Origin of the sequence: Sinomonas notoginsengisoli (genome assembly GCF_021554725.1) — a bacterium.
Classification (GTDB): domain Bacteria; phylum Actinomycetota; class Actinomycetes; order Actinomycetales; family Micrococcaceae; genus Sinomonas; species Sinomonas notoginsengisoli.
Window position 1 is genome coordinate 1 of record NZ_JAIZDP010000011.1, and the last position, 12,387, is coordinate 12,387.

The following is a 12,387-nucleotide window of genomic DNA, read 5'->3' on the forward strand; positions in this document are numbered from 1 at the left end:
AGAGCCACACCACGAGGATGTGGCGCCACGTAGACTTGAAGTCAGGTATGCCGGAACCCCCGGCCTCAGAAACGCATAGTGACGAGAAGCGGCCGACAGGTCGCCGATCAAAGGAACCCAGGAAGAGGAGCCACCATGGCAGAGCAGAACGGACGCGGTCCCGGAGGACGAGGATTCAATGGTCCCCGCGGCGGTTCAGGTGGTGGCCGGGGTTCCGATCGTTTCGGTGGTCCGTTCCGAGGAACGAGTAACTCCGGCGGCCGACCACGTGGCTTCCGCGATCGCGCCAGAGACGAGCAGCAGGGCGAACAGTCCGGTGAGCGCCGGCCGTTCGACCGCGATCGAGGCTATGGCGAGCGAAACGATCGCCGCCCGTCCGGCGACCGTGATGGCGGGGATCGGCGCGGCTTCCAGCGCGATGACCGCGGAGCCCGCGGCTCATTCGACCGTGAGCGCGGCGACCGGCGCCCCTACGGCAAGCGTGAGGGCGACGAGCGCCGTCCGTTCGAGCGTGATGACCGCGGTGGCCGCCGTCCCTACGGTGATCGGCCGCAGCGCGACGACCGCAGCCCCCGGGGCTTCGACCGGGAGGGCGGCGAGCGTCGTTCCTTCCAGCGTGATGACCGGGGCGAGCGCCGTCCGTTCCAGCGTGATGACCGGGGCGAGCGCCGTCCGTACGGCGATCGGCCGCAGCGTGATGACCGGGGCGAGCGCCGTCCGTACGGCGATCGGCCGCAGCGCGACGACCGCGGCCCGCGGCGCTTTGACCGGGAGGGCGGCGAGCGCCGTCCGTTCCAGCGTGATGACCGGGGCGAGCGCCGTCCCTACGGTGATCGGCCGCAGCGCGAGGACCGGGGCGAGCGCCGTCCCTACGGCGATCGGCCGCAGCGCGACGACCGCGGCGAGCGCCGCCCCTACGGCGATCGGCCGCAGCGCGACGACCGCGGTCCGCGGCGCTTTGACCGGGAGGGCGGCGAGCGCCGTTCCTTCCAGCGTGATGACCGGGGCGAGCGCCGTCCCTACGGTGATCGGCCGCAGCGCGAGGACCGCGGGGGGCGCCGTCCCTACGGTGATCGGCCCCAGCGTGATGACCGCGGTCCGCGGCGCTTTGACCGGGAGGGCGGCGCGCATGGGCCCCATGAGCGCGAGCACGGAAATGGCGGCCACGAGGACCGTACTGCTCGCCACAACGCAGCAGACCTCCGGGTGTCGAACCGCGCGGACCGAGAGCGTTCGCCCGAGATCGACCCCGATGTGACCGGCCGTGAGCTTGACCGCGCAACCCTGGGACAGCTGCGCACACTTGAGGGCAACAACAGCGATTGGGTCTCGAAGCACCTCGTGATGGCTGGGCGGCTGATCGACAGTGATCCGGAGGCCGCCTACCAGCACGCGCTGGCAGCGAGCCGCCGCGGCGGCCGTATCGGTGCCGTCCGCGAGGCGGTCGGCATGACAGCCTACGCAGCGGGCCGCTACGACGACGCGCTGCGAGAGTTCCGGACATTCCGCCGCATCACGGGCTCAAGCATCCATGTTGCGCACATGGCCGATTGTGAGCGCGGTCTGGGCCGACCTGAGAAGGCGCTCGAGCTCGTGCGCTCCGATGCCAAGGACATGCTGGACAACGCCGGCAAGGTCGAGCTGGCGATCGTCGCCTCCGGCGCACGGGCGGACATGCGTGACTTCGAGGGGGCCGTGGAGGAGCTCGAGATCCCACAGCTCGACATCAACCGCGCGTTCTCCTTCAGCCCGCGATTGTTCGAGGCCTACGCCGACGCCCTGTCAGCGGCTGGCCGTGCCCCTGAGGCAGCCAAGTGGTACCGGCAGATCGGTGTCGCCGAGAAGGCCCTCGGCGTCGGCGAGTTCGAGGAGCCCGAGATCGTGGACCTCGGCTGGGACGAGGAAGAGGAGCGCCGCGAGCGCGAGGAGCGCCGTGCCCGCGCTGCCGCGGCTGCCCCCGGCGGCTCCGAGGATCTGGAGGACGGCGGCGAGGACGAAGCGGCCGAGCGAAGCGAGTCTGCCCCGTCGGATGCACGGGCGGCTGTACCGTCGGCCGAGGAGGACGCCATGTCCGACGACGAGCCCGAGTCCGGGTTGGCCGAGGATGAAATCGGGATGCACGTGTCCACTCCGGAGGAACAGGCGGCGGCCGAGGGCCACGCTTCCGAGGCGCCAGCTTCTGAGGCACCCCGCGACGCCGAGTCCGGCCTCGATGCCGCGTCGACTCATGATGTCGACCGCGGCCACGGGGACGACCGCGCTTAGCATGGAGGACTTCATCGAGGCATTCGACGCTGTCCTGTCTGATCTGGACGGCGTCGTCTACACCGGTTCCCATGCCATTCCTGGCGCAGTCGAGGCCCTCCGGGCCCTCGCCCCGCGTGGCGTCCGGCTCGGCTACGTGACCAATAATGCGTCGCGCACGTCCGCTGAGGTCGCGGCACACCTCCGCGAGCTTGGCGCGCCCGCCGAGGATGACGACGTCGTGAGTTCGGCCCAGGCAGGCGCAGAACTGCTGGCGAAGATGGTCGCGGCCGGTACGCGCGTGCTCGTGACGGGGAGTGCGGCCCTGGCCCGCGAGGTAGAGGGCCGCGGCCTGCAGCCCGTACGCTCGGCCGACGCCGCGCCCGAGGCCGTGATCCAGGGTTTCAGCCCCGATCTGGGCTGGAGGGATCTCGCGGAGGCTGCGTACGCGGTTGCGGCCGGTGCCCACTGGGTCGCGACCAACACGGACATGTCGATCCCGCAGGCGCGCGGCTTGGCCCCCGGCAACGGAGCCCTTGTCGCCGCGGTGCGTTCCGCCACGGGGAGGGAGCCGCTCGTCGCCGGCAAGCCCGAGGCCCCGCTGTTCATCGCGGCGGCAGAGCGACTTGGAGCACGCCGTCCCGTCGTGGTAGGCGACAGGCTGGACACCGACATTCTCGGCGGCAACCGGGCCGGCTTCGCCACCGCGGTGGTCCTGACCGGTGTCGACACGCGCGAGTCGATCCTCGCCGCCCGCGCGGCCGAACGCCCGAACTTCATCCTCGGCACCCTCGACGACTTCTTCCGCCCCTACCCTGAGGCAGTGGAGGACGACGGCGCGTGGCGGGCCGGCTCTGCCTCGGCCCGGGCCGTGCAGGGCAGGCTCGAAGTCTCGGGCGCGCGTGAGGACCTGAACACCTGGCGCGCCGCCTGCGCGGCGTGGTGGTCAGCATACCCCGATGCAGAGGGACCCGCGGAGCCCGAGATTGCGTGGGTCGCCTAGGCTGACGCACATCATCCTCTCGCCTCGATAAGCTGGGGAGCATGAGCGAGGACCCACAGCTGCTTCAGCCTGAGGCGGAGGCCGCCCTCGCGGCCCTCGACGCCGCGGACGGACTTCCGCTCTCGGACCAGGCGGACGCGTTCGAGGCATTCCACGCCGCCCTCGCGGACATCCTCGATACGGAGCCGGCGGACTAGCGGTGCCCCGGCTCGATCTCGAACTCGTGCTGCGGGGCCTCGCCCGCTCACGCACGCACGCGGCGAAGCTCATCGCGGACGGTGCCGTGCGCGTGGACGGCACCACAGTGGCGAGGGCAGCGGCGCCGGTGGGGGACGCCGCCGCAATCCAGGTTGAAGCCACCGAGCATGACCGCTACGTGAGCAGGGCCGGCCACAAACTCGCCGGAGCCCTCGCCGCCTTCCCAGCGATCGACGCGAAGGGCGCCCGCTGCCTCGACGCGGGAGCATCCACCGGCGGCTTCACGGACGTACTCCTGCAGTGTGGTGCTGCGGAGGTCGTGGCCGTGGACGTCGGGCACGGCCAGCTCGTCGACTCCCTGCGGGCCGATCCCAGAGTCCGCGTCCAAGAGGGCCTCAATGTCCGGGAGCTGTCTCCCTCGGACATTGGCGGTACCGTGGCGCTGACAGTCGCGGACCTGTCGTTCATCTCGCTCACGCTGGTGCTGCGCCCGCTCGCTGCCTGCACATCTCCCGGCGGGGACCTCCTCGTCATGGTCAAGCCACAGTTCGAGGTGGGCCGTGAGCGGTTGGCGAAGAGCGGCGTCGTGAGTTCGGACAGCGAGCGACGCCGCGCGGTCACCGGAGTGGCGGAGGCCGCGGCCGGTGCGAGGCTCACCCTGAGGGGGCTCATCGTGAGCCCGCTGCCCGGGCAGGACGGCAACCTCGAGTACTTCCTGTGGCTCGGCCGGCCAACTGGGCCCGGGACCCACCCAGCGCCCACGGTGGCCGAGGCGTCCTGGTGGGTCGCCGCGTCCTGGCCGGCGCCCGATCCGAAGGAGGCTCCAGCATGACACGTCGCATTCTGCTGCTGGCACACATGGGGCGCGAGGACTCTATGGAGGCGACGCGCGAGGCCTCCGCGCAGCTCTACGGCTCGGGGCTTTCCCCGGTCATGCCGGCAGGCCAGCAGGCGCAGCTCGAGGCCCGTTTCAACGGGCTCGACCACCCCACCGAGGTGATTGGCCAGGACGTGGGACTGGCGGACATCGAGCTCGTCATGGTCCTCGGCGGCGACGGGACGATCCTCCGCGCGGCCGAGCTGGTGCGCCACGTGGATGTGCCGCTGCTGGGAGTGAATCTCGGTCATGTGGGCTTCCTGGCCGAGAGCGAGCGGGCCGATCTCGCGCAGACTGTCCAATGGATCGCCTCGCGCAGCTACTCGGTGGAGGAGCGCATGACCATCGACGTCACGGTATGGCACCGCGGGGCCAAGATCGCGCACACGTGGGCGCTCAACGAGGCCGCGATCGAGAAGGCCAGCCGCGAACGCATGATCGAGGTGGTCACGGAGGTCGACGGCAAGCCCCTCACCTCCTACGGCTGTGACGGGATCGTCCTTGCGACGCCCACCGGCAGCACCGCGTATGCGTTCTCAGCTGGCGGCCCCATCGTCTGGCCCGAGGTTGAGGCCCTCCTCATCACGCCGATCAGCGCGCACGCCCTGTTTGCCAAGCCACTCGTCGTCTCGCCCCGCTCGACCCTCGCGGTCGAGATCCTGGGGCGCACCGACGCGCATGCCGTCTTGTGGTGCGACGGCCGGCGCTCCGTGGACCTGCCGCCGGGGGCCCGCGTCGAAGTGACGAAGTCGCGGGATCCGGTCCGGCTCGCGAGGACCAGCACGACCCCGTTCTCGGCACGCCTCGTGCGGAAGTTCGAGCTGCCGATCCATGGGTGGCGCGGACCGGTGCCCGGAGCGCCCCTCGGGGAGCCAGGGCCTATGGTCCCCGAGGTCCCGCCCATCGCGTGGAGCCAAGGGGCAGATGAGGACGCGACCGGCGGCGAGGAACCGAGCCAGGAGCACGCATGATCGAGGAACTGCGCATCCACGACCTTGGCGTCATCACCGACGCCTCCCTCCCCTTGGGCCCCGGGCTCAGCGTTGTGACGGGTGAGACGGGCGCCGGGAAGACGATGGTCGTGACGGCCCTCGGACTCCTGCTCGGAGGTCGCTCGGACGCGGGCGCGGTCCGCACGGGGGCAAAGTCGGCCGTCGCGGAGGCAACCGTCCGGCTGGAGCCGGGCCACGCCGCCGTCGTGCGGGCCGAGGAGGCGGGAGCGGACATCGAGGAGCACGACGGCGCGGCCGAGCTCCTCGTGGCACGCACCGTCGGCGCGGACGGACGCAGCCGCGCGCACGTGGGCGGCCGTTCGACCCCAGTGGGCGTGCTCGCCGAGGTCGGCGCCCAGCTGGTGGTGATCCACGGCCAGTCCGAGCAGCTTCGCCTGAAGGGCCCCGCCGCGCAGCGGCATGCCCTGGATACCTTCGCCGGGGAGCCTTTTGCCCGCATGCGCAGGGACTACGCCGCCCTCTACACGCAGTGGAACGCAGCACGCCGCGAGCTCGAGCACCTCGTCTCATCCTCCCGGGAGCGGATCCGTGAGGCGGAGTCCCTCGAGGCGGCGCTTGCCGAGATCGCCGGGGTCGATCCGCAGCCGGGCGAGGACGAGGCGCTCAAGGCAGAGTCTGGCCGCCTCGCCAACGCGGAGGCGCTGCGCCTCGCGGCCCAGCAGGCGCACGAGGCGATTCTGGCCGAGGACTTCGGCGAGGGCTCGGACGCGACGACGCTGGTGGACGTCGCGCGCCGGGCCCTCGAGCACGTCGCGGAGCACGACGCCGCCCTCGCCGGTTCCGCGGAACGGCTCGCGGAGGTCGGCTACATCCTGAACGACATCGCCCAGGAGCTCGCGAGCTACGCGACGTCGCTCGATACCGAGGGCCCGGGGCGGCTCGCCGAGGTGGAGGAGCGCCGGGCCGCACTCGGCGGGCTCACCCGCAAGTACGCCCCGACGCTCGACGAGGTCATCGCGTGGGCCGAGCAGGGCCAGAAGCGGCTCTTCGAACTCCAGGACGACGACGGCAGGATCGAATCGCTCGCGGCGCAGATCGCGGAGGATGAGGCCCGGCTCCGCGCACTGGCGGCAGAGATGACCGATGCACGTCGCGCGGCCGCCGCCGAGCTGTCGGAGTGCGTCAGCGAGGAGCTCACGGCCCTGGCGATGCCGGACGCGACGCTCCAGGTCGACGTCGGGGAAACCGGGGAGCTCGGACCGGACGGCGCGGATACGGTCGCGATCCTCCTTCAGCCCCACGCGGGTGCGCCTGCGAGGCCGCTGGGCAAGGGCGCCTCGGGCGGCGAGCTCTCTCGTGTCATGCTTGCGATCGAGGTGGTCCTCGCCGCCGTGGACCCGGTGCCGACGTTCGTGTTCGACGAGGTCGATTCCGGCGTGGGCGGGCGGGCGGCCGTTGAGATTGGCCGCCGTCTAGCGATGCTCGCACGGAACGTCCAGGTCCTCGTCGTCACCCACCTGCCGCAGGTCGCCGCGTTCGCCGACCGCCACATCACCGTGATCAAGACCTCGGTGGTGGCCGGCCGAGATGCCAGCGGCGGGGAGGGCGTCACCTCGAGTGATGTCCGCGTCCTCGAGGAGGGGGAGCGCGTCGTCGAGCTTGCACGGATGCTGGCTGGCCAGGAGGACTCCGCCAGCGCCCGGGCCCACGCCCTCGAACTCCTCGAGGACGCCCAGTCCGCGAGGGCGGCGACCGCCCGCTGAGCCGAAGGGAGTGGCTGGGAGCTGCGAGGTGAGTGCAGGCTCACGGTTGACACGCCCGGTGCGTCAGGGCTGGTGCTGAGAACGGTGATATGCTCGAATTCCGTGGTGCAGCGAACTCATTCCCGTTTCTCAGACTCCGCCAAGACGACAAAGCAGATCTTCGTCACCGGTGGCGTGGCCTCCTCGCTCGGGAAGGGCCTGACGGCTTCCAGCCTCGGTCACCTGCTGCGCGGCCGTGGCCTCTCCGTGACGATGCAGAAGCTCGATCCCTATCTCAACGTGGATCCCGGTACGATGAACCCCTTCCAGCACGGCGAGGTCTTCGTCACCGAGGACGGCGCCGAGACGGATCTCGACATCGGCCACTACGAGCGCTTCCTCGACGAATCCCTCGACGGCTCGGCCAACGTGACCACGGGCCAGGTCTACTCGACCGTGATCGCCAAGGAGCGCCGCGGCGAGTACCTCGGCGACACCGTGCAGGTCATCCCCCACATCACCGATGAGATCAAGCGGCGCATGCGACTGCCCTCCGAGGACGAGAACGCCCCGGACGTGATCATCACTGAGATCGGGGGCACGGTCGGTGACATCGAGTCCCAGCCGTTCCTCGAGGCGGCCCGCCAGGTCCGCCAGGACGTGGGCCGCGGCAACGTGTTCTTCGTCCACGTCTCCCTCGTCCCGTACATCGGCCCGTCCCAGGAACTCAAGACCAAGCCGACCCAGCACTCCGTTGCGGCGCTGCGCTCGATCGGTATCCAGCCCGAGGCAATCGTGGTCCGCTCGGACCGCGCGATTCCGGACACCATGCGGGACAAGATCGGCCGCATGTGCGATGTCGACACCGACGCCGTGATCAACTGCCCTGACGCATCGAGCATCTACGACATCCCCAAGGTGCTGCACGCGCAGGGCCTCGACTCGTATATCGTCCGTGCCCTCGACATGCCCTTCAAGGACGTCGACTGGACCAAGTGGGACCGCCTGCTCGAGGTTGTCCACCACCCGGCCCATGAGGTCGAGATCGCGCTCGTCGGCAAGTACATCGATCTTCCCGACGCGTACCTCTCGGTCACCGAAGCGCTCCGCGCGGGCGGCTTCGCGAACGACGCCAAGGTTAACATCCGCTGGGTCGCCTCGGATGAATGCCAGACCCCTGCAGGCGCCCAGAAGGCCCTCGCAGGCGTCGACGCGATCCTGGTCCCCGGCGGCTTCGGGATCCGGGGCCTCGAGGGCAAGCTCGGCGCCCTCACCCTGGCGCGTGAGGGCAAGCTTCCTACCCTGGGCCTGTGCCTCGGCCTGCAGTGCATGGTGATCGAGTACGCGCGCAACGTGGTGGGCCTTGAGGGTGCCTCCTCGAGCGAGTTCGAGCCGGATTCGAAGTACCCGGTCATCGCCACGATGGCCGAGCAGCTCGACATCGTCGAGGGCAGGGGAGACATGGGCGGCACCATGCGGCTCGGGCTCTACGACGCCGTCCTGGACGAGGGCTCCGTTGTGGCCGAGACCTATGGGACAACCAAGGTCTCCGAGCGCCACCGCCATCGTTATGAGGTGAACAACGCCTACCGCGAGGAGATCGCGGCCAAGGGCCTCAAGTTCTCGGGAACTTCCCCGGACGGCAAACTCGTCGAGTTCGCTGAGCTGCCCAAGGACGTCCACCCGTACTACGTGTCGACGCAGGCGCATCCCGAGCTCGGGTCGAGGCCCACGCGGCCCCACCCACTCTTCGCGGGCCTCGTCAAGGCCGCCCTCGAGCACCAGAACCAGCCGGCAGCCCAGCGCCGCACCGATCCGGCCTCGAAGGCGATCGGAGCGGCAAAGGCTCCAGCGCAGGCGGGAGCCGCCGCGCCCCAGGGTACCGTGCCCGAGGCCGCCGAGGCGGGCATCGCCGCTGGCAAGGGCAAGTAGGCCAGTGGACGCCCACGCCCCGCGGCCCGGCGCCGACCCGGCAGTGCCGACAGGCCCTGTCGACGACGCGCCGAGCCAGCGGCACGTCCTGTCCTCGGACGTGGTCTACCGCGGCCGCATCTGGAATGTCCGCAGCGATGCCTTCGAGCTCGCAGACGGCGCCGATGCGCTGCACCGCGACTACATCGAGCATCCGGGCGCCGTGGCGATCCTGCCGATGGACGAGGACGGGCGCCTCCTCATGCTGCGCCAGTACCGGCATCCGGTGGGCATGGACCTCTGGGAGATTCCGGCAGGCCTGCTCGACGTCGACGGAGAGTCGAACCTCGGGGCCGCCGTGCGCGAGCTTGCCGAGGAGGCGGACCTGACGGCAGAGAGCTGGCACGTCCTCGTCGACTACTTCGCCTCGCCGGGCTCCTCCAGCGAAGCACTCCGCATCTACCTTGCCCAGGGCCTGAACGAGATCCCACACGGGGACCGGCACAAGCGCACCGACGAGGAGTCCGAGATCGAATTCGCGTGGGTGGAGCTCGAGGACGCAGTTCGCGCCGTGCTCGAAGGAAAGCTCCACAACCCGAGCGCGGTCGTGGCGATCCTCGCCACGGACGCCGCACGGCGCGACGGATACTCGTCCCTCCGCCCCGGCGAGGCCCCGTGGCCAGCGCACCCGGCCCAGCGCTGAGCGGAACGGGCGTGCAGGCTCCCGACCTCACCGGTGCACCCGCCCTCGACCGTTCGCCGAAGGGCGCGTCCGGGAAGGACATCTCCCGGAAGACGCAGGCCTCGGCAGACCTCCCGCGGGTCCTCGCCCAGGCGGTCGAGGACTACTTGCGCCACCTCGCGGTGGAGCGTGGCCTCGCGGCCAACACGCTTGCGGCCTACCGCAGGGACGTGGCCCGCTACGGGGCCTACCTTGCACGCGAGGGTGTCCACGCGCCGTCGGACGTTCAGCGGCGGCACGTGGGCGGCTTCGCACAGGCGCTCCGCGACGGGGCCGACGGCGGCAGTCCCCTCACCGCGCGCTCGGCGGCCAGGACCGTGGTCGCCGTGCGCGGTCTGCACCGCTTCTGGGCGCTCGAGGGCACGACGCCGGACGACCCGGCCGCAGACGTGAGCCCACCGCTGGCCGGCCAGCGGCTTCCCAAGGCGATCACGGTCCACGAGGTAGCGCGGCTCCTCGAAATGGCAGGCGCGGACACACCGTCAGGTCTCCGCGACCGGGCCCTCCTCGAGTTCCTCTACGCCACAGGTGCGCGCATCAGCGAAGCGGTGGGCCTCGACGTCGACGACCTCAGGCTCGATGCCCCAGACGGCGGCCCGGCGGTCGTGCGGCTGTTCGGCAAAGGCTCCAAGGAGCGCCTCGTGCCGATAGGCTCCTTTGCAGCGAGGGCCCTGGACGCGTACATCGTCCGCGCGCGCCCGGCACTCGTGGCGAAGGGCCCAGGCACCCCCGCCCTGTTCCTGAATGCTCGCGGCGGGCGCCTGAGCCGCCAGAGCGCTTGGACGATCCTCAAGGACGTCGCCGAGAAGGCCCAGATCAACCGGGACGTGTCCCCGCACACCCTGCGGCACTCGTTCGCCACGCACCTGCTCGAGGGCGGCGCGGACGTCCGCGTGGTCCAGGAACTCCTCGGCCACGCCTCGGTCACGACGACGCAGGTCTACACCCTCGTCACCGCCGACACACTGCGCGAGGTCTACGCGGCCGCCCACCCGAGGGCGCGCGGCTGATGGAGAGGGCGGGCTGATGGGCGCGCCGGTGGCGCTGTGCTTCCTGCTGCGCGAGGGTCCCGGCGGCCGCGAGGTCCTGCTCGGACGCAAGAAGCGCGGATTCGGACGCGGGAAGATTGTGGGACTGGGCGGGCACATTGAGGCGGGGGAGACCCCAGCGGAAGCCGCCGCCCGCGAGCTCGAGGAGGAGGCCCGCGTCGTGCTCGACGCCGCCGTGCTGGTTCCCGCCGGAACCGTGGACTTCCGCTTCCCCCTTCGCCCCGAGTGGGACATGGAGTGCACCATGTTCACCTCGAGCGTGTGGACCGGCGAGATCGGGGAGAGCGATGAGATAGCACCCGCGTGGTACCCGGTGGAAGCGCTGCCCGCGGAGAGCATGTGGCAGGACGCCGACCACTGGCTCCCCATCGTGCTCGCCGGAACGGTGGCCGACTTCTACGTAGAGATGGCCGAGGACAACGAGACGGTCTCCCGCTTCGTTGTCCTCGGCCAGTGACTCTGACGAGGACGCCCGCCGCCCGGCTCAGTCGATGTGCCGCTCCTCTGGGCCGTTGTAGGCCGAGAGCGGACGGATGAGCGAGTTGTTCTCGGCCTGCTCCATGACGTGGGCGGTCCAGCCCACGATTCGGCTCGCCACGAACAGCGGCGTGAACGTGGGGATGTCGAAGCCCATGAGGTGGTACGCCGGGCCGGTCGGGTAGTCGAGATTGGGCTTGATCCCCTTCGCCTCGTCCATGGACTGCTCGAGGCCGTCGTAGAGGCCCAGGACCTCTGGGCGGCCGTAGAAGGCGATCAGGTCGTCCAGCGCTGCCTTCATGGTCGGAACGCGCGAATCGCCGTGCTTGTACACGCGATGGCCGAAGCCCATGACCTTCTTCTTCGCCGCGAGCGCCTCGTCCATCCAGGCCTTGGCGCGGACCTTCGCCTGCTCATGCGTCTCGTCGGTGCGGATCCCGATCTCCTCGAACGTCTCCATGACCGCTTCGTTGGCTCCGCCGTGGAGCGGACCCTTGAGCGCGCCGATGGCCGCGGTCACCGCCGAGTGCAGATCGGAGAGCGTGGAGGTGACAACGCGCGCCGTGAAGGTCGAGGCGTTGAACGAGTGCTCCGCGTAGAGGATCATCGAGACCTCGAAGGCCCGGACCACCTCGGGAGCGGCCTCCTCGCCGAATGCCATCCACAGGAAGTTGGCCGCGTAGCCGAGGTCGTCGCGGGGCTCGATGGCCTCCTGGCCGCGGCGGCGGCGCTGGTCGTAGGCGACAACGGCCGGCATGGCGGCGAACAGCTCAAGGGCCTTGGCGAGGTTCGCCTCGTGCGAGGAGTCCCCCGCCTTGGGATGGCGGGCGCCGTGGACGCTGGCCGCGGTGCGGCAGACGTCCATCGGGTGGCAGGTGGCGGGAAGCTCGTCGACGACCTGCTTGAGGACAGGGTCGAGTTTCCGGCCCGAGCGCTCGCGCGCCTCGAACTCGGCAAGTTGCTCCGCGGCGGGCAGCTCGCCGTACCAGAGCAGGTACGCGACCTCCTCGAAGCTGCAGCGCGCCGCCAGTTCCTGGACCGGGTAGCCGCGGTAGAGCAGCGAGTTGGTCTCAGGGTTGACCTTTGAGATGGCGGTGTAGTCCACCACCACGCCGGCAAGGCCCTTCTTAATCTCTTCGGTGTTTGGCACCTGTGTCATCGCAGGACTCCTTCGTCAGTGGGCCCGGTGGT

The 12,387-nt window shown here is 70.4% G+C and carries 12 protein-coding genes; 10 read left to right on the forward strand and 2 right to left on the reverse strand.

Annotated elements, in window-relative coordinates:
- Positions 1-438: 438 nt before the first annotated feature.
- Positions 439-1,188, reverse strand: coding sequence for a hypothetical protein (locus LF262_RS14430; RefSeq protein WP_235781103.1), 750 nt, complete (start codon positions 1,186-1,188; stop codon positions 439-441).
- A gap of 18 nt (positions 1,189-1,206) precedes the next feature.
- Here LF262_RS14430 and LF262_RS14435 point away from each other — a divergent pair, with 18 nt between their 5' ends.
- The 10 genes from LF262_RS14435 (at position 1,207) to LF262_RS14480 (ending at position 11,176) form a co-directional block, all read left to right on the forward strand.
- Positions 1,207-2,265, forward strand: coding sequence for a tetratricopeptide repeat protein (locus tag LF262_RS14435; RefSeq protein WP_235781104.1), 1,059 nt, complete (start codon positions 1,207-1,209; stop codon positions 2,263-2,265).
- A gap of 1 nt (position 2,266) precedes the next feature.
- The gene (locus tag LF262_RS14440) at positions 2,267-3,247 is read left to right on the forward strand and encodes an HAD-IIA family hydrolase (protein WP_235781105.1); all 981 of its coding nucleotides are present in this window, start codon (positions 2,267-2,269) and stop codon (positions 3,245-3,247) included.
- A gap of 41 nt (positions 3,248-3,288) precedes the next feature.
- Positions 3,289-3,444: a hypothetical protein gene (locus LF262_RS14445; protein ID WP_235781106.1), complete on the forward strand. Its 156-nt coding sequence runs from the start codon at positions 3,289-3,291 to the stop codon at positions 3,442-3,444.
- Positions 3,445-3,446: 2 nt separating this feature from the next.
- Positions 3,447-4,277 (forward strand): TlyA family RNA methyltransferase, encoded by an 831-nt coding sequence (locus LF262_RS14450; protein ID WP_235781107.1) that lies wholly within the window; start codon positions 3,447-3,449, stop codon positions 4,275-4,277.
- Complete coding sequence (locus tag LF262_RS14455) at positions 4,274-5,293, forward strand: NAD kinase (protein ID WP_235781108.1); 1,020 nt, start codon at positions 4,274-4,276, stop codon at positions 5,291-5,293. The genes LF262_RS14450 and LF262_RS14455 overlap by 4 nt, the downstream gene beginning before the upstream one ends.
- Positions 5,290-7,038 (forward strand): DNA repair protein RecN, encoded by a 1,749-nt coding sequence (gene recN, locus LF262_RS14460; RefSeq protein WP_235781109.1) that lies wholly within the window; start codon positions 5,290-5,292, stop codon positions 7,036-7,038. The genes LF262_RS14455 and recN overlap by 4 nt, the downstream gene beginning before the upstream one ends.
- Positions 7,039-7,122: 84 nt before the next feature.
- Positions 7,123-8,949: a CTP synthase gene (gene pyrG / locus LF262_RS14465; RefSeq protein WP_308190542.1), complete on the forward strand. Its 1,827-nt coding sequence runs from the start codon at positions 7,123-7,125 to the stop codon at positions 8,947-8,949.
- A 4-nt stretch (positions 8,950-8,953) separates the two neighbouring features.
- Positions 8,954-9,631 carry an NUDIX domain-containing protein gene (locus LF262_RS14470; protein ID WP_372462784.1) on the forward strand — a complete coding sequence of 226 codons (678 nt, stop codon included), beginning with the start codon at positions 8,954-8,956 and terminating at the stop codon, positions 9,629-9,631.
- An 80-nt stretch (positions 9,632-9,711) separates the two neighbouring features.
- A complete protein-coding gene (gene xerD / locus LF262_RS14475; protein ID WP_235781176.1) occupies positions 9,712-10,680 on the forward strand; it encodes a site-specific tyrosine recombinase XerD in 969 nt (322 codons plus the stop codon).
- A gap of 13 nt (positions 10,681-10,693) precedes the next feature.
- Positions 10,694-11,176, forward strand: coding sequence for an 8-oxo-dGTP diphosphatase (locus tag LF262_RS14480; protein ID WP_235781177.1), 483 nt, complete (start codon positions 10,694-10,696; stop codon positions 11,174-11,176).
- A gap of 27 nt (positions 11,177-11,203) precedes the next feature.
- Here the strand turns inward: LF262_RS14480 and LF262_RS14485 are convergent, their stop codons facing one another.
- Entirely contained in the window at positions 11,204-12,355 is a 1,152-nt protein-coding gene (locus LF262_RS14485) for a bifunctional 2-methylcitrate synthase/citrate synthase (protein WP_235781111.1), read from the reverse strand.
- Between the last annotated feature and the right edge of the window lie 32 nt (positions 12,356-12,387).